We start from the raw sequence: 25,213 nt of genomic DNA on the forward strand, positions 1-25,213 counted from the left end.
GCCCAGGGACAGTTAACGAAACACAAAAACTATGCCGGACAAACTCAAAGTTCTTTATCAAGGAAAAATCGTTCCCCAACTGATGGATCAGTTTAAATATACTAATATCCATCAGGTTCCAAAACTCGTCAAAGTTACCGTGAACCGCGGTTTGGGAGAAGCTTCTCAAAATGCTAAGGCACTGGATTCGTCGCTTAACGAAATTGCTATCATCACCGGGCAAAAACCGGTGGTGACGCGGGCGAAAAAAGCGATCGCAGGCTTCAAAATCCGCAAAGGAGTACCAGTCGGCGTGATGGTGACGCTGCGCGGCGATCGGATGTACGATTTTCTCGATCGGCTGATCAACCTCGCACTCCCCCGCATCCGCGACTTCCGCGGCATCAGCCCCAAAAGCTTTGACGGGCGCGGCAACTACAGCTTGGGTCTGAGAGAACAGCTAATCTTTCCAGAAATAGAATATGACCGCATCGATCAAATTCGAGGCATGGACATTTCAATTATCACCACAGCAAACACCGACGAAGAAGGACGCGCTTTGCTTAAAGAAATGGGAATGCCGTTCCGGGACAACTAAGCACTAGAGTAAGAAGCAAAAGATGGCAGCTAACGATACCATAGCAGATATGTTGACGCGCATTCGCAATTCTTGCATGGCGCGCCACCAAACAACGCAAATTCCAGCTACAAAAATGACCCGCAGTATCGCCCAAGTTCTAAAGAATGAAGGCTTCATCGGCGAATTTGAAGAAGCAGAACCAGAAGGCATCAAGAGACATTTAGTGCTTTCTCTAAAGTACAAAGGTAAAACTCGCAAGCCCATTATCACGGCACTTAAGCGAGTCAGCAAACCAGGACTTCGCGTTTACTCGAACCGCAAAGAACTGCCGAGAGTATTAGGCGGAATTGGCATTGCCATTATCTCCACCTCCAGCGGCATTATGACCGATAGAGAAGCCCGACGCCAAGGTTTGGGCGGTGAAGTGCTTTGTTATGTTTGGTAATCGGTAATCGGCAATCGGTAATCGGGATGAAGAATTTAAAAATGTAAATTCATAGATTGTCTCAATTCTTCTGAATGCTGAATTTGGGAAAACCAATTACCAATTACCAATTACCAATTACCAATTACCAATTACCAATTACCAACTGACAAAAAATCAAAAACTATGTCGCGAATTGGCAAGCGTCCGATTAGCATTCCCAGTAAAGTAACCATCACCCTAGACGGTCAAAATGTAGCCGTCAAAGGCCCTAAAGGTGAACTTTCCCGAGTAATCCCCGCCGAAATCCTCATGGGACTCGAAGGCGAGACTTTACTCGTTACCCGCCGAGACGAATCTCGCGTCGCCAGACAACTGCACGGCCTCTGTCGCACCCTAGTCGCCAACATGGTCGAAGGTGTATCCCAAGGCTTTCAGCGGCGCCTGGAAATTATCGGCACAGGTTATCGGGCACAGGTTCAAGGACGGAACCTAATTTTAAACGTCGGTTACAGCAAGCCGGTGGAAATGCCTCCTCCAGAAGGCATCACAATGGCAGTTGAAGGCAACACCAACGTCATTGTCTCCGGCATTGACAAAGAACTCGTAGGCAACACAGCAGCCCGCATCCGCGCGGTGCGTCCGCCCGAAGTCTACAAGGGCAAAGGCATTCGCTACAGCGGCGAAGTCGTCCGGCGCAAAGCTGGTAAAACAGGCAAAACAGGTAAGAAGTAACAATGAAGCTTACTCGCAAGGAATCAGTTCACCGCAGACACCGCCGCGTGCGGCGCAAGGTATTCGGCACCGCCGAACGTCCCAGATTAGCGGTATTTCGATCGGAAAACCACATCTACGCTCAAGTAATCGACGACACGGCACAGCACACTTTGGCTGCTGCGTCAACCCTCGATCCAGAATTGAAGTCAAATCTCACTTCTGGCGGCAACTGCTCCGCGAGCGTCCAAGTCGGTCAGTTGATTGCCAAACGCTGCTCCAGCGCTGGCATAGCTAAAGTCGTATTCGATCGCGGAGGCAACCTCTATCACGGTCGCGTCAAAGCCCTCGCAGATGCAGCTCGCGAAGCCGGGTTAGACTTTTAGGAAGAAGGAAGTTCGGCAACGGATTGTGAAACGGATGTAACGGATAGAAGGAAGCAAGTTTTAGCTATCTATGACAGAAGGAAGAAGGAAGAAAAAACCGACAACAAAATTCTGAATTCCTAATTGTTAATTTCTACTTGCCAACAACCAGTTAGCAATCTTCAATTCCCACAAGACAAAACTATGGCAGAACAAAAAGAACAGCGCAACAAGAAAAAAAGCAATAACAACAAAGGGCGCGAAAAAGAATCCGAATGGCAAGAACGGGTTGTTCAGATTCGTCGCGTTACCAAAGTAGTTAAAGGCGGTAAAAAACTCAGCTTCCGCGCCATAGTCATTATCGGCAACGAACGCGGTCAAGTTGGAGTGGGAGTCGGCAAAGCTAGCGACGTAATCGGTGCCGTTAAAAAAGGCGTCGCTGACGGCAAAAAGCACCTAATTGAAGTTCCCCTCACCAAATCAAACTCCATCCCTCACCCCATCAACGGTGACGGTGGCGGAGCCAAAGTAATGATGCGTCCGGCCGCTCCGGGAACCGGGGTAATTGCAGGGGGAGCAGTGCGAACTGTTCTCGAACTAGCAGGAGTCCGCAACATCTTAGCCAAACAGCTAGGTTCCGGAAATCCCTTAAACAACGCCCGAGCAGCAGTCAACGCCCTCTCCACCCTCCGCACCTTGTCCGAAGTGGCTCAAGAACGCGGAATTCCAGTAGAAAACCTCTACGGTTAGGGCAGAGGGAACGGGAAACAGTCAGTTTTGGGTGTTAAATATTGAGTCTTGAATCAAAGCTATGACAGTTTACAGTTGAGCGATCGCAATTACCTGTTTTTTCAACTTTGAGCTGTCTGTTACTTCTTACCAGTTTCTTTGTTTAATCTTCCACGAACTGTCAACTCTCAACTGTCAACTGTCAACTGTCAATTACCAATTACCAATTACTAAAACTATGAGATTGCAAGACGCCCGACCCAAAGCAGGCTCCCAAAAGCGCCCCCGACGCTTGGGCAGAGGTATTTCTGCCGGTCAAGGCGCGAGCTCCGGCAAAGGGATGCGCGGTCAAAAATCTAGAGCCGGTAGCGGCACTAGACCCGGTTTTGAAGGCGGTCAAAATCCCCTCTACCGCCGCCTGCCCAAGCTGAAAAGCTTCCCTCTAGTGAACCGGAAAGAGTACACTACCATTAATGTAAGTAAATTAGCATCGCTGCCAGCAAACACAGAAGTTACTCTCTCCTCTTTGATGGAAGCAAAAATTGTCAATAGTGACAATGGGCCGCTGAAAATCTTAGGAGATGGCGAACTGAATGTGGCTCTGCAAGTGCGCGCCAAGGCTTTTACCGCAGGTGCTCGCACCAAAATTGAAGCCGCCGGCGGAAGTTGCGAATTAGTTGCGTGAAGATTTGAGGTTTGAGAGTATGTCCAAATCTCAAATCCTCTCTTCTTGCTATCAGAAAATGATTTAGTCGAAAATCCCAAATCTAAAATCCCAAATCGTAACTATGGACGTTAGTAAAGAGAAAGCGCCAACTGCACAAGAGACGTTCATGCAGATGGCTCAAGCTGCTGGTTTGCGGGGCCGCATCCTCGTCACCATTGGCTTATTGATTTTAGTGCGCCTGGGTGTTCACTTGCCAGTCCCCGGCATCGATCGCGCCGCCTTTGCCCAAAACGTCCAAAATAGCCCTTTAATTGGCTTTCTGGACTTGTTTTCAGGAGGCGGTCTCTCAGCTTTGGGGATTTTCGCGCTGGGGATTTTGCCCTACATTAATGCTTCAATTATCGTGCAACTTCTAACTGCGGCTCTGCCAAGTTTAGAAGACTTGCAGAAAAATGAAGGAGAAGCAGGGCGGCGCAAGATTTCTCAAATTACTCGGTACGTTTCTTTGGGCTGGGCTATTCTGCAAAGCATTGGCATTGCGATTTGGGTCAGCCCTTTTGCTCAATCTCCAGCGCCTTTATTCATAGCACAAACCGCTTTGGCCCTGACTGCCGGATCGATGTTTGTGATGTGGCTCTCGGAATTGGTGACGGAACGAGGCATCGGGAACGGAGCGTCGCTGCTGATCTTTATCAACATTGTGTCGGTTTTGCCGCGTTCTTTGGGACAAACTTTTGAATTGGCTCAAAGTGGCGACACGCAAGTTGTCGGCCGCGTAGTAGTTCTGCTGCTGGTCTTTTTGGTGACGATTGTCGGGATTGTTTTTGTTCAGGAAGGTACTCGCCGCATTCCGATTATTTCGGCCCGCCGCCAAGTCGGTCGCAAAGTTTATCGGGAAAGCCGCAGCTATCTGCCCCTGCGCTTGAATCAAGGCGGAGTGATGCCGATTATTTTTGCATCTTCGGTGTTGATTGTGCCTTCTTTCCTCGCTCAGTCTCTCAATAGCCCGTTTTTGGTTCAGGTTGCTAATGTTTTGAGTCCCAACGGGCCGGCGCCTTGGGCTTACGCGCTGTTTTATCTGACTTTGATTCTGTTCTTCAGCTATTTCTACGCTTCGTTGATTGTCAACCCCGTAGATATGTCTCAGAACTTGAAGAAAATGGGCGCCAGTATTCCTGGGATTCGTCCGGGTCAGAAAACCAGCGATTATGTGGAGAAGGTTTTGAACCGTTTGACTTTCTTGGGAGCGATATTTCTCGGTCTGGTGGCCATTGTACCAACTGCTGTAGAAAGCGCGATCGGCGTGCAAACTTTTAGAGGGTTTGGCGCAACTTCCTTACTGATTCTAGTAGGTGTGGCGATCGAAACTGCCAAGCAAATTCAAACTTACGTCATCTCCCAGCGATATGAAGGAATGGTGAAGTAATCGCAATGCAATTGATTTTTATGGGGCCTCCAGGGGCGGGAAAAGGAACTCAGGCTCAGATATTAGCCGCTCTCTGGAAAATACCCCACATTTCTACGGGCGATATCCTGCGCGCCTGCGTGGTTGCCAAAACTGCCTTGGGTCTAAAGGCGAAAGCCTACATGGATGCTGGTGAGTTGGTTCCCGACGAGTTATTGATGGATATCGTACAAGAGCGCATGAATGAACCAGATGCTAGTGCAGGCTGGATTCTGGACGGCTTTCCCCGCACTGTGCCACAGGCAGCGTTTTTTGACAAACTGCTCTGTGATGTTAGCTGTGTTGAGGGAACTACGTCTGGTAAGGACTGCGCTCTCAGAGCTGTCAATTTGGACGTGCCTGACGACATTTTGGTGGCTCGCCTGCTGTCGCGGGGCCGCCAGGATGACAATGAGGAGACGATCCGCCGCCGGTTGCAAGTTTATCGCGAGCAAACTGAGCCTTTGATTGATTTTTACAGAGCCCGCCAACAGCTAGTTGCGGTTGATGGCGATCGCGACATGGAATTAATCACCGCAGAACTGCAACAAGCTCTATCGGGCGACTCTTGAACCCTCTCAATACAGCTTGTTACTCACCAGCTTTTGCTAAGATATGTTAACTAGGAGCTTTTTGTGCGATCGGGTTTTGTGAGGGTTGCTAGAAACCGGATTGAACTCGATACTAATTGCCACAACTTTACTCAAGTAAAGCTGAAGCGAGCGGTTAATTGAGTCGAGAAGTCGATCGAGTCGCCCGAATTCTTCCCCCCGTTCCCGTTTGACCCCTACTTTGTAAATAGGTTTTGAGGCTGCGCAGCGGGACACTCCTAGTTAATCAAATGTAGAGTTGAGGTAAATACCAAATTGTCTAAGCAAGATTTAATTGAAATGGAAGGGACAGTGACGGAATCCCTGCCCAATGCGATGTTTCGCGTTGACCTAGATAATGGGTTTAACGTGCTAGCTCACATTTCCGGCAAGATCCGCCGCAACTACATCAAAATTCTGCCTGGCGATCGCGTCAAAGTCGAATTAACTCCCTACGACTTGACCAAAGGCCGGATTACTTATCGCCTTCGCAAAAAATAGGCTTAGATAAAACTTTCTAAAAACTAATTCTAAGTTTAATTAGAGAGAATTTGGTAAAAAGCGTCAAATTTATGCTATAATGCTACGTTTGTAGTGTTGCCGAGAAGGGAGTCAACAACCCAGCGACGTACCGGGTTAAGTCATTGCTACGCCGCCTAAGTATCGATCGCCAACATTTTTGTGCAGGCGAACTTTACCCCAGCAATGGGAGTGGGTGCAAGCGGGCTCCTTCATAAAACAACCCGCACTTTATACAATTTAATCGAGGAGAGGCCTACACCTTGCCCAGCCTCTCCTCCCACCGCTCTCCGGGCAGTCCCAACGTGCCTGCTCTCCGGTAGAGCGGGGTTCTCCAGGCAGGAAGAAAGATGAAAGTTCGAGCATCTGTCAAAAAAATTTGTGAGAAATGTCGCGTCATCCGCCGTCGCGGTCGAGTGATGGTGATATGCACTAACCCGAAACACAAACAGCGCCAAGGTTAGAAAACAGGAAGATTGGGCAATGCACGCAGGTGCCGCCTAATTCAACATTGTAGCCAAACAGGAAAACTAGGGAGACAAAAAGTGTGGCACGGATTGCCGGTGTAGACCTTCCACGCGATAAGCGCGTCGAAATAGGTCTGACATACATTTACGGAATAGGCCTGTCGCGGGCCCAAAAAATTATCGCTGCAACAGGCGTAAATCCTGACACTCGCGTCAAGGATTTATCAGAAGCCGACGTGACTGCTCTGCGGGCTCACGTAGAAAGCACCTACCAAATCGAAGGAGACCTCCGGCGCTGGGAGTCAATGAACATCAAGCGCCTGATGGATATCGGGACTTATCGCGGTCGCCGTCACCGTTTGGGTCTGCCGGTGCGGGGTCAGCGAACCCGTACCAACGCCAGAACCCGTCGCGGCGTCCGCCGTACAGTGGCGGGCAAGAAAAAAGCACCGTCCAAGAAATAACAGCAGTTTGCAGGAAATTTATGTTCCTGCCGACTGTTTCCCCGCCTTTGGGGAGAGTAATTCAATGAAAACGATAAAGAGACTAATATGCCGCCACGACAACAAACAGGCAAGAAATCTGGTGCAAAAAAGCAGAAGCGCAACGTACCGAATGGGGTAGGCTACATCCAGTCTACCTTTAACAACACGATCGTGACTATTACCGACCTAAATGGCGAAGTAATATCCTGGGCATCAGCAGGTTCCAGCGGTTTCAAAGGAGCTAAGAAGGGGACTCCCTTTGCAGCTCAAACAGCAGCAGAAAGTGCAGCCCGCAGAGCCAACGACCAGGGAATGCGCCAAATAGAAGTAATGGTGAGCGGACCCGGAGCAGGTCGAGAAACTGCAATTCGGGCGCTGCAAGGGGCGGGACTGGAAATTACCCTGATTAGAGATGTTACTCCAATTCCTCACAACGGCTGTCGCCCTCCCAAGCGGCGTAGAGTCTAAAACGATTTGAGATTTTAGATTTTAGATTTTGGATAATGGCTAACTGCTTAAAGTCAAAAAAATCATGGTTCTAACTGTTGCCCCGTCCATCCAAAATCCGAAATCCGTTCAGGGGTATGCTCTGCAATCTAAAATCCAAAATCAAAAATCCAAAGTGGAAAAGGGAGGTCACTCCGTGGCGCAGTTTCAAATTGAATGTATAGAGTCTAACACTGACAAAGACCGCAGTCAGTACGGAAAATTTGTCCTGGAACCGCTCGATCGCGGTCAGGGAACAACTGTTGGGAATGCGCTCCGGCGAGTTCTGCTGTCAAATTTGGAAGGAACAGCAGTAACTTCAGTCCGCATCGCGGGCGTCAATCACGAATTTGCCACGATCGAAGGGGTACGTGAGGACGTTCTGGAAATTCTCCTGAACATGAAAGAGGTTGTTCTCAAAACTCATTCCCAGCAGCCGCAAATCGGTAGGTTGCGGATTGAGGGGCCAGTCACAGTTACTGCCGATCGATTCGATTTGCCCTCAGAGGTGGAATTGATCGATAAATCGCAGTACATTGCGACTCTCTCACCGGGATCTGTTCTGGAAATGGAATTCAGAATTGAAAAAGGCATCGGATATCGAGCAGTAGACCGCAGTCGCGATGATGGGTCGGCTTTGGATTTTCTCCAAATTGACGCCATCTTTATGCCGATTCGCAGAGTCAACTACAGCGTGGAAGATGCTCGGCTCGGTGGCAGTGCTGAGAAAGACCGGCTGGTTATGGAAATCTGGACTGATGGCAGCGTGACTCCTCAAGAAGCTCTGAGTCAATCTGCCCACATCCTGGTAGATTTATTTGCACCTCTCAAAGACATCACCCAAGATTCTCTCAAACCCGAGTATCCAGGTGAGGCCGATCCTACGAGCCAAATTCCGATCGAAGAATTGCAGTTGTCAGTCCGGGCTTACAACTGTCTCAAGCGGGCTCAGATCAACTCAGTTGCAGACTTATTGGATTATACCCAAGAAGACTTGCTCGAGATTAAGAACTTCGGGCAGAAGTCCGCAGAAGAAGTGATTGAAGCTTTACAAAAACGCTTGGGCATAACCTTGCCACAGGAAAAATCAGCTAAAAGTTAATCAACGGGTAACGGGTAAAAAAAATCTGCATTTTCAGTGCGTGAGTGCTTCAGAACCAAGAATTCACCCCCCGAGTTCGCAGACTATCTATCCGGGCGCCCAATTACCAATTACCAATTACCAACTGCCATGCGTCACCGCTGTCGCGTTCCCCAACTCAACAAACCGGCTGACCAGCGCCGCGCCCTGCTGCGCTCGCTGACCACCGAATTAATCCGCCACGGTAAAATTACTACCACTCTCGCCCGCGCCAAAGCGCTGCGCCCAGAGGCGGACAGAATGATTACCCTGGCCAAAGAGGGCTCATTGGCCGCTCGCCGGCAAGCTATGGGCTTTATCTACGACAAACAGTTAGTACACGCCTTGTTTGAAGCAGCCCAAGAACGGTACGGCTCGCGCAACGGGGGCTACACCCGCGTAGTGCGAACTGTCCCCCGCCAAGGAGACAATTCCGAAATGGCGATCGTTGAACTGGTTTAATTCTATTTTGGGTTGGAGATTTTTGATTTATGACTGACAATCCAAAATCCCCAATCGAAAATGCCCGATCGACACAGCGCGTTGCTCTGGTAATCCAATACCTCGGCACTAACTTTCACGGTTGGCAGCGACAGCCGAACCAGCGTACAGTACAAGAAGAAATTGAAACAGCAATATCGACTGTCCTGCAACGCCCGGTAACGCTGCACGCTGCCGGGAGAACTGATGCGGGAGTTCACGCCGCTGCTCAAGTAGCCCATTTTGACGCCTGCGGCCCAATTCCGGCTCACCGCTGGGCAAGCGTTCTCAACTCTCGACTGGCAAAAGATATTTTAATTCGAGCTTCGGCAAAGGTGGAACCTACCTGGCACGCTCGGTTCTCAGCCAGTTGGCGGCGCTATCGCTACACCCTCTATACAGACCCGATTCCTAATTTGTTTGTGCGTCCTTTTGCTTGGCACTGCTACCGGGCGCCTGTGGATGAATCTTTGATTCAGGCAGCTTTGACACCGCTAATCGGGCGGCATCACTTGGCTGCTTTCCACCGCGCGGGGTCTGCCCGCCCGCATTCCTGGGTGGACGTACAAGCGGCAGAGTGTCACCGTTCTGGGCCTTTGATTTATATTGAGGTTCAGGCGAGCGGGTTTCTGTACGGGATGATGCGGCTGCTGGTGGGGTTGCTGGTGCAGGTGGGTCAGGGGGAAAGGGCGATCGACAATTTCACAGATATCTGGGTCAACGAACGCCGAGAAATGGTAAAATATGCCGCTCCCGCTCAAGGTTTGTGCCTGCTGCGGGTTGGCTATTGTGAATTTCCCTTTCCCCTAGATGTCTGGTACGACACTCAGCCAAAATTAGTCATCAGTCATGAGTCATCAGTCATGAGTCATTAGTCATTAGGTAACTACTCATAAAAAACTAACGACAACTAACAATTAAAAACTGACAACTGACAACTGACAACTGACAACTAACAACTGACAACTGACAACTAACAACTAACAATGAACAAAACTTACGTCCCTACTCAAGACTCCCTAGAGCACAAGTGGTACGTGGTCGATGCCGCCGACCAGCGGCTGGGCCGTCTGGCAACTGAAGTTGCCATGTACCTCCGGGGTAAACACAAACCCACTTACACTCCTTCAATGGATACCGGCGACTTCGTAATTGTCATCAATGCTGACAAAATCGCTGTTACTGGCAAAAAACGCACCCAGAAAATCTACCGCCGCCACTCTGGTAGACCGGGCGGTATGAAAACAGAAACTTTTGCAAAATTGCAAGCACGTTTGCCCGAAAGAATTGTCGAAGAAGCTATCCGCGGAATGCTGCCTCACACTTCTCTGGGCAGACAACTGTTTACGAAGCTGAAGGTGTACGCTGGCCCCAACCACCCGCACCAAGCTCAAAAACCAGAAGAGTTAATTGTTCACACGATTCCGGGAGGAAATGAGTAATGCAAGCAACAGATACATCCGGCCGCGCCGTGTACTGGGGTACCGGTCGCCGCAAGTGTTCCGTAGCGCGGGTACGTTTGGTTCCCGGCACTGGCATACTGACTGTCAACGGTAAAGAAGGTGATTTGTACCTGCAATTCAACCCTACTTATTTGGCACTCGCTAAAGCCCCTCTGGAAACTTTGGGCCTGGAAAATGAGTATGACATTTTGGTCAAAGTCGAAGGCGGCGGCTTGACAGGTCAGGCTGACTCGATTCGCTTGGGTGTCGCTAGAGCACTTTGTCAATTAGACCCGGACAACCGGAAACCTCTGAAGACTGAGGGCTATTTGACTCGCGACCCGCGGGCAAAAGAACGGAAAAAGTACGGTTTGCGGAAAGCTCGCAAGGCTCCTCAATACTCGAAACGTTAAACAGTTGACAGTTGACCTGGGACAGTTGACAGTTGAGGTTTTTAAGACGGGGATTTAACTCTCCGCTAAGCCATAGCCTAGTTTTCAAAACAATTCGGCTTCCTGGAGTGGAGGTTTTAAACCCTAAATATTTGCTAAGAGAAGGAAAAGGGAAGAGGGGAGAGGGCAGAGGTTCGAGGGAAGAAAGAAAAATTTTCTAGCTTCCATCCTCCTTTTTTCAAGGTGTTTTTCAGGTTCCTGATTCTGGTTTTCCAAGCAGATATGGCAAAAGTACGGCTGTTGTTGGTACGTAAGTCCGATGACAGCTAAAATGGTTGTAAAGTCAAAAATTAGAGAGTAAAAAAAATGGCGAAAGATGGCATTCACCCTGAGTGGTATCCCGAAGCTCAGGTTTATTGCAACGGGGAACTTGTGATGACTGTTGGTTCGACTAGACCAAAGCTTCAAGTTGATGTCTGGTCGGGAAATCATCCTTTTTATACTGGCACTCAGAAGATTATTGATACTGAAGGTCGTGTGGAACGCTTTATGCGGAAATATGGCATGACGGAGGTAGAAATGCCCAAGGCTGATGCTTCCTCTGGGCCTCTGAAGATGGAAGATCCGAAAGCAGATGCTAAGCCTGCTGGTAAAGGCAAAAAGAAGAAGTAGCCGGATTGTCATTTGTCCGCAGTCGGTTGGGAGTAGTTTTTTTCTACTGCTAACTGACTGCTCTCGGATTTTGGATTTGAGATTTGAGATTGCTACGGCTGGTAGTTGAGTTCGCTCGCGATTCAATCCCAACTTCTCTTCAATTCTAAAATCTAAAATCTAAAATCTATCGGCCCTCGGATTGGAGAACTTAGATTGAAGAGTTGCTACGGCTGGCAGTTGAGTTCGATCGCGATTCAATCCCAACTTCTCTTCAAATCTAAAATCTAAAATCTAAAATCTAAAATCTAAAATCGATTGACGGAGGACATTTGACATGGCTGAATCTTATTTGCTGGATAAATTGAAGTCGGTAGAGCAAACTTTTAATGAGTTGACTCGCCGCATGGCTGACCCAGATGTCGCCAGGGATAATTATGAGTTTCAACGGGTGGCAAAAGCTCGATCGTCCTTGGAGGAAGTGGTCGATACTTTTGCTCTGTGGAAAACCACGACAGAAGATTTGGCGGGCGCGCGACAGGTTCTCAAGGAAGCTGCGGGCGATCGAGAAATGCAAGAAATCGCTGGGCCCGAAGTTGAGGAACTTGAGTCGAAGCTGGAGAATTTGGAAAGTCGTTTGAAGGTGTTGCTGCTACCGCGCGATCCGAACGATGACAAGAATATTATGCTGGAAATTCGGGCGGGTACTGGCGGAGATGAGGCTAGTATTTGGGCGGGCGATTTGCTGCGGCTGTATACCCGTTACGCTCAAACTCAAGGCTGGGTGGTGAAGTTGGTGAGCGAGTCGCTGGCGGAAATGGGCGGCTTTAAAGAGGTAATTCTGGAAGTTACAGGCGACAGCGTGTACAGCAAGCTGAAGTTTGAGGCTGGGGTACATCGGGTGCAGCGCGTACCGGTGACTGAGGCTGGCGGCCGGGTTCATACTTCGACGGCGACGGTGGCTGTGATGCCGGAGGTTGATGATGTGGAGATTCACATCGATCCGAAGGATATTGAGATGAGTACGGCTCGATCGGGCGGCGCTGGCGGCCAAAATGTGAACAAGGTGGAAACTGCTGCGGATTTGTTTCACAAGCCGACTGGGATTCGGATTTTCTGTACTGAGGAGCGCAGTCAGTTGCAGAATAAGGAGCGGGCGATGCAGATTTTGCGGGCTAAGCTCTACGAGATGAAGTTGCGGGAGCAGCAGGATGAGGTGAAGTCGCGGCGTTTGGCTCAGGTTGGTACTGGTTCGCGCTCGGAGAAGATTCGCACTTACAACTATAAGGACAATCGGGCTACTGACCACCGTTTGGGGGAGAATTTCTCGCTCAATACTGTTTTGGAGGGGGATATTGAGGGGATTATTCAGACTTGCATTTCTCAGGATCAGCAGGAACGTTTGGCTGAGTTGGCTGCTTCTACTAATTGATAAATCGTGCGTGGGGGGCTAGGCGCATTGTTTGCTCAGCCTCAGCTCCCTGGTGACGCGGGAGATATTGTTGAGTAGGGCTTCCCAAATTGCGTCGGCGCTCTGGACTGGATATTTGAAATGTTCGATGTCGTATTGTACAATGATTTCTAGAGGCGCGAGGGTTTGCTGGTTTCTACAACTGGCTATGGCTGCGATCGTCTCCTGTTCCCATCTGGCAAATAGTCTGTAGCTGAAAAAGGAGCTGCATTTTTGCCCTTTCTTGTTCAGGTAAACAACTATTACTTGATGTTGTTTGGGGTAGACTTTGACTATGCGGTTGACGGGCATTTTCAGGGCTTCGGCGGCTTCTGTTTTGGAGATTTGCCAGCACTGGGGTTTTAGCCAACCAGAGGCTGTAAGGCTTTGACGGGTGCGGCTGGGCTTGTGAGTTTTTAGATTGCGTCTCTTGGTCATTGTTACTTCCCCTGATGTCTGTCTGTTGTTTCAACGTTCGATCGGGCTGTCCCCTTATGTTGGGTTCCTAGCTCAGAACCATTTGTTTAGCGACCCCTTAGGCGTATCAAAAATTAAGTTGTAATTATTAGTTTACTTGCAATCGGCGCGTGTGTCAAGTGTAATTATGAATTGCAAGTGGGAAATTCTGGAGTTGGGAAGTAAACTGAGTTATGTGGGATTAAGTAGTGACGGCAGTTGTGAACGCAGAAGCTAAGAAAAAATTGATCGAGATTGTCAAACTAGCTCGCGGTTCGATGAGTCAGCGAGCATTCGGCAAGCTTCTGGGCGTCTCTGCGACTGCGGTTCAGTTGTGGGAAAAAGGTCAGAGCATCCCAGATACAGAGAATTTGGCTCAGATTGCTGTGAGGGCGGGGTTTACGCTTGAAGAGCTGCTCGCTCATCTGGAAGGCAAGCCCATGCGTGAACCCGTAGATACTAACGATCTGCTTAAGAAAATTCAATGTATACCAATTAGTGAGTTAGCCGTGGTTGGTAGAGCCGTGATGGATAGACTCGCGGCGGCGGCTGAGTCGTCTGGGAAATATAGTTGATGTATCAGTTGGTAAGTAGACTGGTAGATACGATCGAGTACCTTTTAAGTTGTGAACATCCAAAACAGAGAAAAACTTAGTGAAATCATCAAAACGGCCCGGGGAACAATGAGTCAGCGAGGGTTTGGCAAGCTTTTGGGGGTTTCTGCGACTGCCGTGCAATTGTGGGAAAGGGGCGATACGGTTCCCGATACTGAAAACTTGGCTAAGATTGCAGCCAGAGCCGGCTATACCCTGGAACAGTTTCTCAGCTTTTTGGATGGAAATCCAGTCTCGCAAGCACCAGAAATTAACGATATTGTCAAAAAAATTCAGTTTTTGCCTCTGAGTCAGGTGGCGCTAATTGGCAAAGCTGTAGCGGATAGATTCGCTGGGTCGGCTGAGGCTGCTGGGGAATGAGTTAGGCTCGATCGCGATCGCCCGTTTTGCAGAAGTAGAGCCCGATCGCCCTTAAAAATTTCCACCACTGGTGCATATCACAAATCGAGTAATTTGTCAAGGTTAAATCTACTTTGTTACGGAGTGCGATCGCCCTTATAGACTTACGCACGCAGACTCAGAAACCGGGTTTTTTGACGAAAATTTCGTTGCAGCCCGCAAATTCGGTAAAAAACCCGGTTTCTCGGCCCTATGCGATCGCCCTTACGAAAAAACCTCTCGCCCTATCCCTGACTGAGAATCTCTAAAAACTCTTCGACAATGCGATCGGGTGTTTAACTTTATACCGATGTTCAAGCTGCAAATTTTAATTTTTATGGTGCTGCCCGATCGCCGATCGATACAATGATAGATATCCTAAATCTGTGTTGACGATGAACGTTATTCTTGCCATACCAGAAGAGCTGCAAACCTATATTGAGGGTCAAATTCAGGCAGGGGCTTATGCCAGTGCGGTAGAGTATTTTCTAGATTTGGTGCAGCAAGATCGTCAGCGAAAACACGCACAAGCCAAACTAGAAGGTTTACTGCAAGAGGGTTTAGACTCGGATGGAGAACCCGTTACGGCTGCGTACTGGCAGAATTTGCGCGCATCGGTTTTGGGTGGCGATTCACAACCAGTACGAGCGATCGATTAATTGTCAAAAATCGTGCCACACAGGATCTCAGACAACAGGCAAACTATATTCTGGTCAATGGAAATGCTCGTGCTGCGGAGCAATTTCTGGAGTTAGCCGAAGCCTCTTTTGCCCAATTAGCCACAATACCGGGAATGGGAAAAGTCGTGCGATTGGTCTCTTCTGGGATGGGGGAGATTCGTCAGTGGCGAATTAAGGATTTTCAAGATTATCTAATTTTTTACCGGATTCAAGACGATCGGGTGGAGGTTCTCCGTGTTTTGCATGGTGCTAGGGATTTGGAAGATATTTTGTCTAATCTTGATGAAGAAGTTTAAGGAGCTCATAAGATGTGTTCGATCGCCGATCGATACAATGATAGGTCTTAACTAAATACGATCGCCCTAGGCCTGACTCAATATGTCTAAAAACTCTTGTACAATGCGATCGGGTTCTTCTGTGCATCTGTTAGCGTCGCAGTAGTGGATGATGCTGATACCGTGAGATGCAAACAGGCGATCGCGCGTTTCATCTTTTTCTGTATCGGGATGCGATATTTCCAGAATACCCCATTTGCCTTGGTGGAAGATGAGGAAATCGGGTTCTTGGTTTTGTCGGCCGGAGGGTGTTGTGAGGCGGGCTTTCGAGTTGGGGAAAAAGAGGGCGGAAGTGCGATCGAGTGCTTCGGCAATTTTCACTTGTTCTGGGCTGTGAAAGCGCAAATCATTCCAGTGATAAATGCGTTCTCTTATGCTCGACAAAATTCCCTGGTTATGTGCCTCTTCAGCCTTGATAATTTCATCTGATACTGTATGATAATCAGATAGAATCGCACCGTGTAAATCTGCTGATGAATCTGATTCACTTAAGTTTGCGAATGATAGTTTAGCTCCGCTTAAGTCAGCACCGCTGAGATTAACTCCAATAACTTGAGTTCGATGTAAAGTCACTTGATGTCGCCGCAAGTATCGTTTGATAACTGCTTTAATATTACTTTTTTTTACTTTTTCGTCAAAAGCGTCTGAGAGTAACTTCCAGAGTTTATAGCCAGCGGCTTTAATATATTCATCATCATATTTAGAAAATTTAGCAATTTCCTCATAAGACTGTCTGCCTTCCCAGCACTGTTTGAAGATTAGCTCTTGCACGTCGTTTAACTGTTCGTCATTCTCTAGGACTGTTTCGACAATGGCGAGAGCTTCATCCACAGTCATGGGTTAAATCCTCTTAAAGGTAGTGTCCGAGTTGAGGTTGCGATCTTAGGGTGCATGGAATTTTGCTCGTCCTTGCACCTTTCTGTGGATAGATTTTAGCACACTAGAGCAGATGTTGCTACTTTTTATCACTATTTATCACTATTTGTCGCTGGCAAAGCTGAGGTAGTGTTGGTAAAGTATTACACAAATAGCTGGCCCGTAGTGTTCTCGGGTAGCAATACACAATAATGAATAAGCAATTAAAGCTGATACTTCTAACATCTAGCATTATATGTACAGTGCTGTTTCCTTCGGCAAGCTGGGCGCAGACAGTTTTGCAAGAAATTCAGCAAACAGGAGTTTTAAAAGTTGGTATTAGAAAAGATGCTGTGCTTTTTGGCTATGAAGACGGACAAGGCTGGAAAGGCTATTGTACTACTTTTGCAGATGCACTAGCAAACAGTCTCAGCCGACAACTAAACAGAAATGTTAATGTAGTGGCAGTCCGTTCTACTATTCAAAATCGCGAGGCGATCGTCAGAAACGGAACTGTGCATATAGAGTGTGGGCCTAACACAATAAGCAGTGCTAAAGAACAAGTCGAGAATATTAAGTATTCTCAAGCATTTTTTATTACAGGAACACAATTGATGGTCAAAAATCAAAATAGAAATGTCAACTTGGCAAGTACAAGTATTGGCGTTTTGCAAGGATCTGCTAATTTAGCCGCAGTTGCCAGAGTATATCCTCGTGCTGAAATAGTACAGTTTCCTGAAAGATATTTAGGCTTAACAGCAGTGTCGAACGGTAAAATTACTGCTTTTGCGGGCGATACGGTGCTTTTGGTAGGAGAAGCAGTCAGACAAGGATTGCCTGTAGATGATTTTGCTTTATTGCCCAGTCAACCTCTTTCCTGTGACGTATATGGGATGATACTTCCCGCCAACGATTCTCAGTGGCAAATTTCTGTTAATTCTTTCATTAATAGCAGTGAAGGAAAACAGGCTTGGGGTACTTGGTTTGGAGGATTAGTGCCTTATCTCAAAGCAACTATTGATTATTGCAGTAGATAAGTCAAAGAGTTTGATATTTCTCTCGTTAAATACTTTATTTATTGTCAAGTTATGAATGAACAAGGAATATTCAAAACAATAGTAGGCGGATTAATAGTAGCTGTTGTAGGAGCGTCAATCCATATTTTTCAGGATGAAATTAAACAATGTATGGGTTGGAAAGCAGGTTTCTGCCCTCTGACAAGTGAGGTTACATACTCTAATGGCGGTAGATATAAGGGTGAGACTTTAAATGGTAAGCCACATGGTAAAGGCATATTTACCATTACTGATGGCGATCGCTATGAAGGCGAGTTCAAGAACGGGCAATACGAAGGTAAAGGCCTGTACACTTATGTGAAGGGTCATCGGTATGCAGGGGAGTTAAAGAACGGGAAATACGAAGGTAAAGGGGTGTTTACTTATGCAAATGGCGATCGTCATGAAGGGGAATGGAGTAATGATAAAAAAAATGGTAAAGGGCTGTACACTTATGCGAATGGCAATCGTTTAGAAGGAGAGTGGAAAGATGATAGTTACATCAAAGGTGTATATATTTACAAAAATGGCGATCGCTATGAGGGAGAGTGGAGCAATGATGGAAAAAATCGCAATGGCAAAGGGACTTTGACATATGCTGATGGCAGGCGTTATGTAGGTGAGTTTCGTGACAACGAAATCAATGGTAAAGGAAATATGACTTACCCTAAAAACAATGAGACACAAAGTTATGACGGTGAGTGGAAAAATGGCAACTATAACGGTGTAGGTACTATTATTTGGTCTGATGGCGATCGCTATTCCGGGAATTGGCTTGATGGAAAATATCATGGCTATGGAATATACACATGGGCTAATGGCAATCGCTTTGAAGGGCAGTGGCAGAATCACAAGGTCAACGGTTTAGGAATAATGATATATTCTGATGGCACTCGTAAATCAGGAACTTGGAAAAATAATGAGTTAATTACACCTAGCTTTTCATTAACTCCATGACTGTAAAGCACAGAGTTGAAGCTCGATCACCCGCCACTGACAAGTAGTCTCAAGTCTCCAAGTATTATAAGAATTAGAAAGTACGATCGCGCCCTAAAAATACCAATAAACTAGAAAAAAGGTCCCTCGCCCTTTTCTCCTCCAGCACACAAACAGAATTTTACAATAGCATTCAACAAGCAATTTGAAGCGTCCTAGGTTCAGGGATAGATTCACCTTCCGCTTCCCAAGCTTCCAAATACATTTCAATCACTTCTTCGCCGTTATGAATTGCTTCTGAGCGAGTTTTGCCGTGAGTGCAAGGCATCACCACGCGATCGCCAAACTCTGGAATCGTGACTAGAAAAAGCCGATCTTCATCAGACCATTGAACAATCATACTGTATCGACTCATAAATCCTCGCCCTTCCTTAACTCATTCAGCTCACTTAATAACTGTGCTAACTGCTTTTCTAGATAGAGTGCCACATCATCTCCATCTTTGCCGGGAATTGTCAGTGTTTTTCTGAGCATTGGATGTCGCCAACGCTCATGGCTACCTTTGCCGCGCTTGGGTAGATAAACAAAACCTTCACGCGCAATCTGAACTTTCAACTCTCTAATTTTCCTTGGCAGGGATTTTGTTTACTGCTCTACTCTATTTTATCACTTTTTTTCGACTCCTCCAAATACGATCGCACCTCATCACCCCCACCTTTCTACAACCTTCTCCGATCGCCTGCTTTGAAAGTTTTTTAAGTGCGATCGCCCTTAACAAATAAGAAAAAGCCCGAGCGCTCAATCGTCGCTTAAAGCCGATAGTCTTAAGGAATGAAAATCAGACCAACTCCTATATAGTTTTCGATGTAAAGTACAATTTCAATCAAGCGATCGACACATTGCTCCCGATAGTCACGCTCAGCCACTCGATCGATATTCCCGAGGGTGACAACTGGTAGCGAAGTTGGTGTACTTTCTTCACGAATCACTTGCTCTAACGAGTCTGTTCCCTTCATACTGCGATTTGCTGTCAGCAAAATCATCTGGTTCTCTTGAGCAAACCGCCAAACTATTCTATCGTTACTATTAATGAGTAACTGAACTTCTTCAAAAATCACGAAGCGGATCGATAGTAAATCAACCTAACCTCCGGCAGTTATGCTGCCAAAAAGCATGAGGGCTTGCCCCTCAATATTGTGGTCAATTATAAAAATCATCAGCTCGATACCGCAAATCTTGCTTTTCTTGCCTGAAGTTTTGCCCACGCTGCCTCTCGATCGGGCTTGGGCGGCATTCCTGCAATCTGAGCAAGCCGATCGCGATTCCGATCTTCCCAATACTGCCGGATTTCTTCTGCCTGTTGCAAAACTATTTGATACTCTGCTTCTACTTCTTTACGATTTGCTTCAATATAAGAAATGGCCGCGTTGAATTGTTCGTCGGTTATGTGAAACTGATTGCGAATTAGCTTTAGTGGATAGTCAGCGCAAATGTAGTCCATCAGTTGATACAGCGTAATCCGCGTACCTGCGATCGTAAGTCCGCGCTCGGTGCGAATGATGGCTGATTGTCCGCTCGAGTCCGAAGTCATAGTTGTAACCTTTAAGCGATTATCTTCATTTTACCTTAATGTATCGACTCATAAATTCTCGCCCTCCAATTCAAATCTCTTCCACTCCATCATACTTTCAAACATTCTCGCTGCTGCTCACTACAAGGAACTCCATAAGCAGTATAGGGTCTAACATCAGGCGGTTGAAGCCCCAAAACAATTGATTTGGCCGGAATTCCCGCTGCAACTAACTCCTCAGCAATCAGGCGATCGGTATTATTTGCTTGAATCCACACCTGACAGTCAATAATATCAATATGAATCACGCAATGGTGAATGCGCTGCTCGTTAGACCAGCCTATATTTATTAACATATAGCGGTCATTTTCTAAATCAAAAACTGTTGCGTTTTGTATGCCAGTGTCAACAACAGGAATCTCAGAATATTCAGCGAGGAGCTGCTTAACAATTTGACGATAATTATTTAAGCTATCCATTGTACTATTTCCTCTGTTTTTGGGTTGAAAACAACAAGATTTAAGCGATTATTATCTAGCAATATTTGACCAAAATTTTGTCCTTCAAAAATATCAGTAAAAGCATTTAGTGGAATTGCAAGATACAGCTTTCTTTCAGATTCCGTCCGTTTTAAGATGTCATAGTAAAGAGTATATTGACCCAAAGCTTGCTCTAAATCTGCAATTCTAGACTCTCTGATAAAACTTTTAACTTCAACGGCTATCTTGCGATCGTTGTTCTCAGCAGCTAATAGCTGTTCTGCACCAAGATCGATCGATAGGTTTCTCTTCGCCCAAGCCAAGGGATACGGATCGTGGGTAATTGTCCAGCCAGCCTTAATCAGAGCCTGTTTGACCACTTGATGATAAATGTCTCTTGCTGGCACGATCGCTCTCTTTTGCTATCGAGGTTGACACTGACTATTATAATGTATTGTATCAACAAATTGGATATACTGAGATACGACCTAGTACGATCGCCTTTCCCAATAATTTCTGCAGGTCCAGTTACCCGTACAGAAAGAAAATTATATGAACAACACTGAAGAAGAACTCACATTAAAAGTCCGATCGCGCCCAACAACAACTGTATCAATCGAAATCCCAACAGATACCTTAGAATCTCTAAACAAAGTAGCACTGCATAGAGATATGCCTTTGTCAGCTTTGCTCAAGTTTTACATTGGGCAAGGTTTGCGGGAAGATTTAACCAAATTGTTTAGCGATCGCATCCTGGAAGCAACAGCCCAAGTTTTGGCACGACATCTAGATTCAGAAGAAGAAGTTTCAACCATTATTCGAGAAATTCAATCTGAAACAGCACGATAGCCCTGTTTCCTCAACTTCCCCAAATGCGCTCGCACTCACACACCACAGAAACCGGGTTTTTCGAGAATCTTGGGCTTTGTGCCAAGTATTTTCTCCAAAAACCCGGTTTCTCGCTACCCGTGCGTCCAGAATCGAAAATCCCAAATCCCAAATCTAAAATCGGATCGCCCCCCCAAACCCAAATCTTGCCAATGACTAAATTTAATTAAAATTTGTTAAGATTAACTCGACCTCAGCGCCGGCATCCCATCCGCCGCTAAACCTCCCCTTCCCCAGTCCCCACAACAATGCTGCGACTCGAACACATCAGTAAAATTTACCCCACAGGCGTCGTACTCAAAGATGTCACCTGGGAAGTCAAGCCGGGCGATCGCATCGGCTTAGTAGGCGTCAACGGTGCCGGTAAATCCACCCAACTCAAAATCATCGCCGGCGAAATGGAACCCACCTCAGGCGAAGTCATTCGCCCCGCCAGCCTCCACATCGCCTACCTCTCCCAAGAATTTGAAATTGACCCCACCCGCACCGTCAAAGAAGAATTTTGGCGCGCTTTCAGCGAAGCCAACGAAGTCCACGAATCCCTAATGCAAGTCCATCGAGACTTGGAAAACTCCAGCCCAGAAAATCTCGACCAACTGATCCACAAAATGGATCGGCTGCAACGGCAATTTGAAGGCTTAAACGGCTACGGATTAGAAGCCCAAATCGAGAAAATTTTACCAGAAATCGGATTTGAACCCGAAGATGGCGATCGATTAGTCAGCGCTTTCAGCGGCGGCTGGCAAATGCGGATGAGTTTGGGTAAAATTCTCCTGCAAAAACCCGATATCCTGCTGTTAGACGAACCTACCAACCACCTCGACTTAGAAACGATCGAATGGCTGGAAGTTTACCTCAAAGGGCTGACAACCCCAATGGTAATCGTATCCCACGACCGCGAATTTCTCGATCGGCTTTGCACGCAAATCGTCGAAACCGAACGCGGCGTTTCCACCACCTACCTCGGCAACTACTCCTCCTACCTGCTGCAAAAAGCAGAAGCCAGAGAAGCCCAACTCAGCGCCTACGAAAGTCAGCAAAAAGAACTCGAAAAACAGCAAGCATTCGTTGAAAAATTCCGCGCCAGCGCCACTCGCAGTACCCAAGCCAAAAGCCGCGAGAAACAGTTAGACAAAATCGAACGCATCGAAGCGCCCACCGGCGGCTTAAAAACTTTGCATTTCCGGTTTCCCCCCGCACCCCGCAGCGGCCGCGAAGTAGCCATAATTGAAAACTTGGTGCACACCTACGGCGAGAAAATCCTATTTTTGGGAGCAGACTTATTAATTGAAAGGGGCGATCGCATAGCCTTTCTCGGCCCCAACGGTGCGGGCAAATCAACCCTGCTGCGCTTGATTATGGGTTTAGAAAAGCCGACAGAAGGTACGGTCAAAATGGGAGGCCACAACGTCATCCCCGGTTACTTTGAACAGAATCAAGCAGAAGCCTTAGACTTGAATAAAAGCGTGATGCAAACCATTCACGACGAAGTACCCGACTGGAAAAATGAAGAAGTTCGGACTTTGTTGGGGCGGTTCTTGTTTACCGGCGAAACAGTATTCAAACACGTTGGCGCTTTAAGCGGCGGAGAAAAAGCCCGTCTAGCTTTAGCAAAAATGCTGCTGGAACCTGTGAATTTGCTAATTTTGGACGAACCGACAAATCACCTCGACATTCCCGCGAAAGAGATGATGGAAGAGGCGATTCAGAATTACGACGGCACTGTAATTATCGTTTCGCACGATCGCTATTTTATTTCCCAAGTCGCTAACAAAATAGTAGAAGTTCGGGACGGGGAGTTTCGGACTTATCTGGGAGACTACCATTACTATCTGGACAAAATAGCCGAAGAGAAAGAACTAGCCAAGTTGGCAAAACTTGAAGCTGAGAAGGCAGCGAAGAAAGCTGAGAAAGAGGCGAAGAAGAAAGCGGCGGCCAAACAGAAGTAAATAACATTATAACGCTCTACTTGTAGGGACACTCCAAGAGCCTTTCGTCGTGTCAACTTAGCGTACAACTAATAGTCCGGCAGGGGTTGAAACCCCTGCCTTAAAGCTAAAGTCGTCGGTCGCCGACTAATGAGTTCTTCAGTCCTCTTTGAGAGGACTTTCGCGCTTGAGACAGGGGTTTCAACCCCGCTTAGGACTGACGGGCGAACGGAAGGACTGGGCGGGTTGCAGCTTAAGTTGACACGACGAAAGGCTCTTGGAGTGTCCCGATCAATAAACTTCTTGCATTCCCAAGCTTTCCTCTCTTAAAAGTATCTGCGTTTATCTGTGTTTATCTGCTTTACATCTGCGGTTGACCTATAAATCCAAGATTTATGCAAGAAGTCTAATATTGAATCAATTGCCATATTCGATCGCCTGCATCACAGGAAAACTCATTAATAGTTTAACCCAAAATTCGGTTAATCATTTGATTCGCCTGCGACTCATAACTCCCGCCAAACAAATTAAAGTGATTCAAAATATGATATAAGTTGTAAAGAGTTTTGCGCTTTTCATAACCGGAATCCAGCAACCACACCTCATTATAACCCCGATAAAATGCTGCGGGAAAGCCGCCGAACAGTTCGGTCATCGCAATATCGACTTCTCTGTCGCCCCAATAAGCCGCCGGGTCAAAAATTACAGGTTCCCCCGCAGCAGTTACCGACGCATTTCCTCCCCACAAATCCCCGTGAACCAGCGAAGGTTGAGGCTTGTAACCCTCCAGCAACTTCGGAATAGCTGCTAGCAAGCTTTCCCCCCGACTGAAATTTCCGCCGCGGCGCCTAGCTAACTTTAACTGATAACCAATCCGGTGTTCTGTCCAAAATTCTACCCAATCTGCCGTCCAGTTATTAATTTGAGGAGTTGAGCCGATCGCATTATTAACAGTCCAACCAAAACGTCCCCTCCACAAGGTAGAATTAGGCTCTTCTCCCCCCTTTGGCAAAGGTGAATGCGGGTGGATGTATTTGTGCATTTGAGCCAGTTTGCGCCCCATTTGGGCCCAGGCTATCTCGCCCCCGCCACCTCGCAAATCCAGCCATTCCAATACAATATAAGCAGAATTGCCGGATGTTCCCCAGCAAATCGGTTGAGGAACTCGAATAGTCTGGGTTTGGGCCATTTGCTGCAAACCCAGGGCCTCAGCTTCAAACATCGCGACTTGGGAAGCTTGATTGATTTTCGCGAAATAAGTGCGGGCACTGCTGCTGATAGCATAGCCTTGATTGATGCAGCCACCGCTGACTGAACGGCGGTTGTCGATGGAAAAGCTCTCTCCGGTTGTTTGGGAGATGTGTGCTGCAATTTTGTGCCACATAGCATCAAATGGTTTTGAGGGCGATCGCCATTAGTTTATCTGACTGCCGACACTTTACTGTTGATATTTTTGGTTGATTTGTCGATCGAATTTTCGCTCCGGGCGGCCATAACTCACGCCACACTCAAGTATTATAGGGGTGGAACTGGGGTTAAGGGCGATCGATCGTAGAGGGTAAAAATTCAGCCCTCTAAATTAGTCAGGATAAAAGTCCTGCTCAGTCTCATATCATTTCCAGTTGATTCATTCTTTGATAATAGACCTCTCCAGAAATTAAACTTTAGCTCAAGTAGACCAAGGCTTTCAGACTAATTATTGCAGATGTCTAATGGAAAAGCTGGTAGAGGCTGCTTCACACTAGATATTTCATTTCCTGCCATCAGCGACATAAACCGGCTCGGTTCACACGCAAAGAATGCGATCGGACATAATATTTTGAATATGAGACAAGATTACATTCAATCCCTCTCCTATCTTGAAATTATCTGCGTTTATCGGCGTTTATCTGCGGTTTCCAACAGTGCATCAAAGATTTATGCAATCTTGTCTATTCTATGTAATCATCTCAAACAACAAAGCCCCTTTCTTGATATCAGAAAGAGGCTTTATCTTTTAATAAAATCCCAGGCATCGAGCTATTTTCTCAGACAGTGACCCGCCAAATATCTTCG

The 25,213-nt window shown here is 47.0% G+C and carries 37 protein-coding genes; 27 read left to right on the top strand and 10 right to left on the bottom strand.

The features are described from left to right. Window positions 1-31 precede the first annotated feature (31 nt). The 19 genes from rplE to prfA all read left to right on the top strand — a co-directional run bounded on the left by rplE (window position 32) and on the right by prfA (window position 12,966). Window positions 32-577 carry a 50S ribosomal protein L5 gene (gene rplE, locus QUB63_RS09655; protein ID WP_293250666.1) on the top strand — a complete coding sequence of 182 codons (546 nt, stop codon included), beginning with the start codon at window positions 32-34 and terminating at the stop codon, window positions 575-577. A gap of 22 nt (window positions 578-599) precedes the next feature. Further along, the gene (gene rpsH / locus QUB63_RS09660; protein WP_293250663.1) at window positions 600-1,004 is read left to right on the top strand and encodes a 30S ribosomal protein S8; all 405 of its coding nucleotides are present in this window, start codon (window positions 600-602) and stop codon (window positions 1,002-1,004) included. Window positions 1,005-1,169: 165 nt separating this feature from the next. Next, window positions 1,170-1,718 (top strand): 50S ribosomal protein L6, encoded by a 549-nt coding sequence (gene rplF / locus QUB63_RS09665; RefSeq protein ID WP_293250660.1) that lies wholly within the window; start codon window positions 1,170-1,172, stop codon window positions 1,716-1,718. A 2-nt stretch (window positions 1,719-1,720) separates the two neighbouring features. Next, window positions 1,721-2,083, top strand: a complete 363-nt coding sequence (rplR, locus tag QUB63_RS09670; RefSeq protein ID WP_332944724.1) for a 50S ribosomal protein L18 — start codon at window positions 1,721-1,723, stop codon at window positions 2,081-2,083. A gap of 183 nt (window positions 2,084-2,266) precedes the next feature. Continuing rightward, on the top strand, window positions 2,267-2,812 hold the full coding sequence (rpsE, locus tag QUB63_RS09675) for a 30S ribosomal protein S5 (RefSeq protein ID WP_332944725.1): 546 nt from the start codon (window positions 2,267-2,269) through the stop codon (window positions 2,810-2,812). A gap of 217 nt (window positions 2,813-3,029) precedes the next feature. Then, complete coding sequence (rplO, locus tag QUB63_RS09680; RefSeq protein WP_293250651.1) at window positions 3,030-3,476, top strand: 50S ribosomal protein L15; 447 nt, start codon at window positions 3,030-3,032, stop codon at window positions 3,474-3,476. A 103-nt stretch (window positions 3,477-3,579) separates the two neighbouring features. After that, window positions 3,580-4,884 (top strand): preprotein translocase subunit SecY, encoded by a 1,305-nt coding sequence (gene secY, locus QUB63_RS09685; RefSeq protein ID WP_332944726.1) that lies wholly within the window; start codon window positions 3,580-3,582, stop codon window positions 4,882-4,884. 5 nt (window positions 4,885-4,889) lie between these two features. Then, complete coding sequence (locus QUB63_RS09690) at window positions 4,890-5,474, top strand: adenylate kinase (RefSeq protein ID WP_332944727.1); 585 nt, start codon at window positions 4,890-4,892, stop codon at window positions 5,472-5,474. 294 nt (window positions 5,475-5,768) lie between these two features. After that, the gene (infA, locus tag QUB63_RS09695) at window positions 5,769-5,993 is read left to right on the top strand and encodes a translation initiation factor IF-1 (RefSeq protein ID WP_006276978.1); all 225 of its coding nucleotides are present in this window, start codon (window positions 5,769-5,771) and stop codon (window positions 5,991-5,993) included. Window positions 5,994-6,361: 368 nt separating this feature from the next. After that, window positions 6,362-6,475 carry a 50S ribosomal protein L36 gene (rpmJ, locus tag QUB63_RS09700; protein ID WP_015178722.1) on the top strand — a complete coding sequence of 38 codons (114 nt, stop codon included), beginning with the start codon at window positions 6,362-6,364 and terminating at the stop codon, window positions 6,473-6,475. 83 nt (window positions 6,476-6,558) lie between these two features. After that, window positions 6,559-6,942: a 30S ribosomal protein S13 gene (rpsM, locus tag QUB63_RS09705; protein WP_293250642.1), complete on the top strand. Its 384-nt coding sequence runs from the start codon at window positions 6,559-6,561 to the stop codon at window positions 6,940-6,942. Between the two features lie 87 nt (window positions 6,943-7,029). Further along, on the top strand, window positions 7,030-7,431 hold the full coding sequence (gene rpsK, locus QUB63_RS09710) for a 30S ribosomal protein S11 (protein ID WP_265233150.1): 402 nt from the start codon (window positions 7,030-7,032) through the stop codon (window positions 7,429-7,431). A 175-nt stretch (window positions 7,432-7,606) separates the two neighbouring features. Beyond that, the gene (locus QUB63_RS09715; RefSeq protein WP_332944788.1) at window positions 7,607-8,551 is read left to right on the top strand and encodes a DNA-directed RNA polymerase subunit alpha; all 945 of its coding nucleotides are present in this window, start codon (window positions 7,607-7,609) and stop codon (window positions 8,549-8,551) included. Window positions 8,552-8,680: 129 nt separating this feature from the next. Then, window positions 8,681-9,031, top strand: coding sequence for a 50S ribosomal protein L17 (gene rplQ, locus QUB63_RS09720; RefSeq protein ID WP_332944745.1), 351 nt, complete (start codon window positions 8,681-8,683; stop codon window positions 9,029-9,031). Between the two features lie 29 nt (window positions 9,032-9,060). Beyond that, window positions 9,061-9,924: a tRNA pseudouridine(38-40) synthase TruA gene (gene truA, locus QUB63_RS09725; RefSeq protein WP_332944747.1), complete on the top strand. Its 864-nt coding sequence runs from the start codon at window positions 9,061-9,063 to the stop codon at window positions 9,922-9,924. Window positions 9,925-10,035: 111 nt separating this feature from the next. Next, the gene (gene rplM / locus QUB63_RS09730; protein WP_015178725.1) at window positions 10,036-10,491 is read left to right on the top strand and encodes a 50S ribosomal protein L13; all 456 of its coding nucleotides are present in this window, start codon (window positions 10,036-10,038) and stop codon (window positions 10,489-10,491) included. Beyond that, window positions 10,491-10,904 (top strand): 30S ribosomal protein S9, encoded by a 414-nt coding sequence (gene rpsI / locus QUB63_RS09735; protein ID WP_194067224.1) that lies wholly within the window; start codon window positions 10,491-10,493, stop codon window positions 10,902-10,904. Before rplM ends, rpsI begins: the two co-directional genes overlap by 1 nt. A 345-nt stretch (window positions 10,905-11,249) precedes the next feature. Beyond that, complete coding sequence (rpmE, locus tag QUB63_RS09740) at window positions 11,250-11,555, top strand: 50S ribosomal protein L31 (RefSeq protein WP_332944748.1); 306 nt, start codon at window positions 11,250-11,252, stop codon at window positions 11,553-11,555. A gap of 316 nt (window positions 11,556-11,871) precedes the next feature. Further along, window positions 11,872-12,966 (top strand): peptide chain release factor 1, encoded by a 1,095-nt coding sequence (gene prfA / locus QUB63_RS09745; protein WP_332944749.1) that lies wholly within the window; start codon window positions 11,872-11,874, stop codon window positions 12,964-12,966. 18 nt (window positions 12,967-12,984) lie between these two features. Here the strand turns inward: prfA and QUB63_RS09750 are convergent, their stop codons facing one another. Beyond that, window positions 12,985-13,422, bottom strand: a complete 438-nt coding sequence (locus QUB63_RS09750) for a hypothetical protein (RefSeq protein WP_332944751.1) — start codon at window positions 13,420-13,422, stop codon at window positions 12,985-12,987. A 227-nt stretch (window positions 13,423-13,649) separates the two neighbouring features. Here QUB63_RS09750 and QUB63_RS09755 point away from each other — a divergent pair, with 227 nt between their 5' ends. Together QUB63_RS09755 and QUB63_RS09760 are read left to right on the top strand one after the other, a co-directional pair. Then, entirely contained in the window at window positions 13,650-14,015 is a 366-nt protein-coding gene (locus tag QUB63_RS09755; RefSeq protein WP_006634971.1) for a helix-turn-helix domain-containing protein, read from the top strand. A 108-nt stretch (window positions 14,016-14,123) separates the two neighbouring features. Next, entirely contained in the window at window positions 14,124-14,414 is a 291-nt protein-coding gene (locus QUB63_RS09760) for a helix-turn-helix domain-containing protein (RefSeq protein WP_332944753.1), read from the top strand. 1 nt (window position 14,415) lies between these two features. On the opposite strand, the gene QUB63_RS09765 is transcribed toward QUB63_RS09760, so the two are convergent. Further along, window positions 14,416-14,565, bottom strand: coding sequence for a hypothetical protein (locus QUB63_RS09765; RefSeq protein ID WP_332944754.1), 150 nt, complete (start codon window positions 14,563-14,565; stop codon window positions 14,416-14,418). Between the two features lie 262 nt (window positions 14,566-14,827). Between QUB63_RS09765 and QUB63_RS09770 the strand changes: the two genes are divergently transcribed. Together QUB63_RS09770 and QUB63_RS09775 are read left to right on the top strand one after the other, a co-directional pair. Next, on the top strand, window positions 14,828-15,091 hold the full coding sequence (locus QUB63_RS09770) for a ribbon-helix-helix domain-containing protein (protein WP_332944755.1): 264 nt from the start codon (window positions 14,828-14,830) through the stop codon (window positions 15,089-15,091). Further along, complete coding sequence (locus QUB63_RS09775) at window positions 15,091-15,408, top strand: type II toxin-antitoxin system RelE/ParE family toxin (RefSeq protein WP_332944789.1); 318 nt, start codon at window positions 15,091-15,093, stop codon at window positions 15,406-15,408. The genes QUB63_RS09770 and QUB63_RS09775 overlap by 1 nt, the downstream gene beginning before the upstream one ends. Before the next feature lie 66 nt (window positions 15,409-15,474). Here the strand turns inward: QUB63_RS09775 and QUB63_RS09780 are convergent, their stop codons facing one another. Next, entirely contained in the window at window positions 15,475-16,284 is an 810-nt protein-coding gene (locus QUB63_RS09780) for a pentapeptide repeat-containing protein (protein ID WP_332944756.1), read from the bottom strand. A gap of 230 nt (window positions 16,285-16,514) precedes the next feature. Here QUB63_RS09780 and QUB63_RS09785 point away from each other — a divergent pair, with 230 nt between their 5' ends. Both QUB63_RS09785 and QUB63_RS09790 read left to right on the top strand, forming a co-directional pair. Next, complete coding sequence (locus tag QUB63_RS09785; RefSeq protein WP_332944757.1) at window positions 16,515-17,339, top strand: transporter substrate-binding domain-containing protein; 825 nt, start codon at window positions 16,515-16,517, stop codon at window positions 17,337-17,339. A gap of 51 nt (window positions 17,340-17,390) precedes the next feature. Next, the gene (locus QUB63_RS09790) at window positions 17,391-18,314 is read left to right on the top strand and encodes an MORN repeat-containing protein (RefSeq protein WP_332944758.1); all 924 of its coding nucleotides are present in this window, start codon (window positions 17,391-17,393) and stop codon (window positions 18,312-18,314) included. 172 nt (window positions 18,315-18,486) lie between these two features. On the opposite strand, the gene QUB63_RS09795 is transcribed toward QUB63_RS09790, so the two are convergent. The 6 genes from QUB63_RS09795 to QUB63_RS09820 all read right to left on the bottom strand — a co-directional run bounded on the left by QUB63_RS09795 (window position 18,487) and on the right by QUB63_RS09820 (window position 20,749). Then, window positions 18,487-18,708: a type II toxin-antitoxin system HicB family antitoxin gene (locus QUB63_RS09795; RefSeq protein ID WP_332944759.1), complete on the bottom strand. Its 222-nt coding sequence runs from the start codon at window positions 18,706-18,708 to the stop codon at window positions 18,487-18,489. Next, a complete protein-coding gene (locus QUB63_RS09800) occupies window positions 18,705-18,908 on the bottom strand; it encodes a type II toxin-antitoxin system HicA family toxin (RefSeq protein WP_332944760.1) in 204 nt (67 codons plus the stop codon). Before QUB63_RS09800 ends, QUB63_RS09795 begins: the two co-directional genes overlap by 4 nt. A gap of 209 nt (window positions 18,909-19,117) precedes the next feature. Then, on the bottom strand, window positions 19,118-19,411 hold the full coding sequence (locus QUB63_RS09805) for an ACP S-malonyltransferase (RefSeq protein ID WP_332944762.1): 294 nt from the start codon (window positions 19,409-19,411) through the stop codon (window positions 19,118-19,120). A gap of 98 nt (window positions 19,412-19,509) precedes the next feature. Beyond that, entirely contained in the window at window positions 19,510-19,884 is a 375-nt protein-coding gene (locus QUB63_RS09810) for a DUF433 domain-containing protein (protein ID WP_332944764.1), read from the bottom strand. A gap of 89 nt (window positions 19,885-19,973) precedes the next feature. Next, window positions 19,974-20,342 carry a XisI protein gene (locus QUB63_RS09815; RefSeq protein WP_332944765.1) on the bottom strand — a complete coding sequence of 123 codons (369 nt, stop codon included), beginning with the start codon at window positions 20,340-20,342 and terminating at the stop codon, window positions 19,974-19,976. Further along, on the bottom strand, window positions 20,330-20,749 hold the full coding sequence (locus QUB63_RS09820; RefSeq protein ID WP_332944766.1) for an element excision factor XisH family protein: 420 nt from the start codon (window positions 20,747-20,749) through the stop codon (window positions 20,330-20,332). Before QUB63_RS09820 ends, QUB63_RS09815 begins: the two co-directional genes overlap by 13 nt. A 145-nt stretch (window positions 20,750-20,894) precedes the next feature. On the opposite strand from QUB63_RS09820, the gene QUB63_RS09825 reads away from it, so the two are divergent. Together QUB63_RS09825 and QUB63_RS09830 are read left to right on the top strand one after the other, a co-directional pair. Continuing rightward, complete coding sequence (locus tag QUB63_RS09825) at window positions 20,895-21,191, top strand: hypothetical protein (protein WP_332944768.1); 297 nt, start codon at window positions 20,895-20,897, stop codon at window positions 21,189-21,191. A 287-nt stretch (window positions 21,192-21,478) separates the two neighbouring features. After that, on the top strand, window positions 21,479-23,179 hold the full coding sequence (locus tag QUB63_RS09830) for an ABC-F family ATP-binding cassette domain-containing protein (protein WP_332944769.1): 1,701 nt from the start codon (window positions 21,479-21,481) through the stop codon (window positions 23,177-23,179). A 445-nt stretch (window positions 23,180-23,624) separates the two neighbouring features. Here QUB63_RS09830 and QUB63_RS09835 read toward each other — a convergent pair whose 3' ends face one another. Beyond that, window positions 23,625-24,542 carry a fructosamine kinase family protein gene (locus QUB63_RS09835; protein ID WP_332944770.1) on the bottom strand — a complete coding sequence of 306 codons (918 nt, stop codon included), beginning with the start codon at window positions 24,540-24,542 and terminating at the stop codon, window positions 23,625-23,627. Window positions 24,543-25,213: the final 671 nt, after the last annotated feature.

This window comes from Microcoleus sp. ARI1-B5 (assembly GCF_036705795.1).
Lineage (GTDB): Bacteria > Cyanobacteriota > Cyanobacteriia > Cyanobacteriales > Microcoleaceae > Microcoleus.

Bases quoted from the DNA above. Each gene is read 5' to 3' on its own strand.
- QUB63_RS09690 (WP_332944727.1), top strand. From the start codon at position 4,890: ATGCAATTGATTTTTATGGGGCCTCCAGGGGCGGGAAAAGGAACTCAG.
- QUB63_RS09825 (WP_332944768.1), top strand. From the start codon at position 20,895: ATGAACAACACTGAAGAAGAACTCACATTAAAAGTCCGATCGCGCCCA.
- rpmE (WP_332944748.1), top strand. From the start codon at position 11,250: ATGGCGAAAGATGGCATTCACCCTGAGTGGTATCCCGAAGCTCAGGTT.
- rpsK (WP_265233150.1), top strand. From the start codon at position 7,030: ATGCCGCCACGACAACAAACAGGCAAGAAATCTGGTGCAAAAAAGCAG.
- QUB63_RS09830 (WP_332944769.1), top strand. From the start codon at position 21,479: ATGCTGCGACTCGAACACATCAGTAAAATTTACCCCACAGGCGTCGTA.
- rplO (WP_293250651.1), top strand. From the start codon at position 3,030: ATGAGATTGCAAGACGCCCGACCCAAAGCAGGCTCCCAAAAGCGCCCC.
- rpsI (WP_194067224.1), top strand. From the start codon at position 10,491: ATGCAAGCAACAGATACATCCGGCCGCGCCGTGTACTGGGGTACCGGT.
- rplE (WP_293250666.1), top strand. From the start codon at position 32: ATGCCGGACAAACTCAAAGTTCTTTATCAAGGAAAAATCGTTCCCCAA.
- QUB63_RS09760 (WP_332944753.1), top strand. From the start codon at position 14,124: ATGAGTCAGCGAGGGTTTGGCAAGCTTTTGGGGGTTTCTGCGACTGCC.
- rplF (WP_293250660.1), top strand. From the start codon at position 1,170: ATGTCGCGAATTGGCAAGCGTCCGATTAGCATTCCCAGTAAAGTAACC.
- QUB63_RS09795 (WP_332944759.1), bottom strand. From the start codon at position 18,708: ATGAGTCGATACAGTATGATTGTTCAATGGTCTGATGAAGATCGGCTT.
- QUB63_RS09790 (WP_332944758.1), top strand. From the start codon at position 17,391: ATGAATGAACAAGGAATATTCAAAACAATAGTAGGCGGATTAATAGTA.
- QUB63_RS09770 (WP_332944755.1), top strand. From the start codon at position 14,828: ATGAACGTTATTCTTGCCATACCAGAAGAGCTGCAAACCTATATTGAG.
- QUB63_RS09785 (WP_332944757.1), top strand. From the start codon at position 16,515: ATGAATAAGCAATTAAAGCTGATACTTCTAACATCTAGCATTATATGT.
- rplQ (WP_332944745.1), top strand. From the start codon at position 8,681: ATGCGTCACCGCTGTCGCGTTCCCCAACTCAACAAACCGGCTGACCAG.
- QUB63_RS09835 (WP_332944770.1), bottom strand. From the start codon at position 24,542: ATGTGGCACAAAATTGCAGCACACATCTCCCAAACAACCGGAGAGAGC.
- rpsH (WP_293250663.1), top strand. From the start codon at position 600: ATGGCAGCTAACGATACCATAGCAGATATGTTGACGCGCATTCGCAAT.
- rpsE (WP_332944725.1), top strand. From the start codon at position 2,267: ATGGCAGAACAAAAAGAACAGCGCAACAAGAAAAAAAGCAATAACAAC.
- prfA (WP_332944749.1), top strand. From the start codon at position 11,872: ATGGCTGAATCTTATTTGCTGGATAAATTGAAGTCGGTAGAGCAAACT.
- secY (WP_332944726.1), top strand. From the start codon at position 3,580: ATGGACGTTAGTAAAGAGAAAGCGCCAACTGCACAAGAGACGTTCATG.
- truA (WP_332944747.1), top strand. From the start codon at position 9,061: ATGACTGACAATCCAAAATCCCCAATCGAAAATGCCCGATCGACACAG.
- rplR (WP_332944724.1), top strand. From the start codon at position 1,721: ATGAAGCTTACTCGCAAGGAATCAGTTCACCGCAGACACCGCCGCGTG.
- rpmJ (WP_015178722.1), top strand. From the start codon at position 6,362: ATGAAAGTTCGAGCATCTGTCAAAAAAATTTGTGAGAAATGTCGCGTC.
- QUB63_RS09750 (WP_332944751.1), bottom strand. From the start codon at position 13,422: ATGACCAAGAGACGCAATCTAAAAACTCACAAGCCCAGCCGCACCCGT.
- rplM (WP_015178725.1), top strand. From the start codon at position 10,036: ATGAACAAAACTTACGTCCCTACTCAAGACTCCCTAGAGCACAAGTGG.
- QUB63_RS09780 (WP_332944756.1), bottom strand. From the start codon at position 16,284: ATGACTGTGGATGAAGCTCTCGCCATTGTCGAAACAGTCCTAGAGAAT.
- QUB63_RS09815 (WP_332944765.1), bottom strand. From the start codon at position 20,342: ATGGATAGCTTAAATAATTATCGTCAAATTGTTAAGCAGCTCCTCGCT.
- QUB63_RS09810 (WP_332944764.1), bottom strand. From the start codon at position 19,884: ATGACTTCGGACTCGAGCGGACAATCAGCCATCATTCGCACCGAGCGC.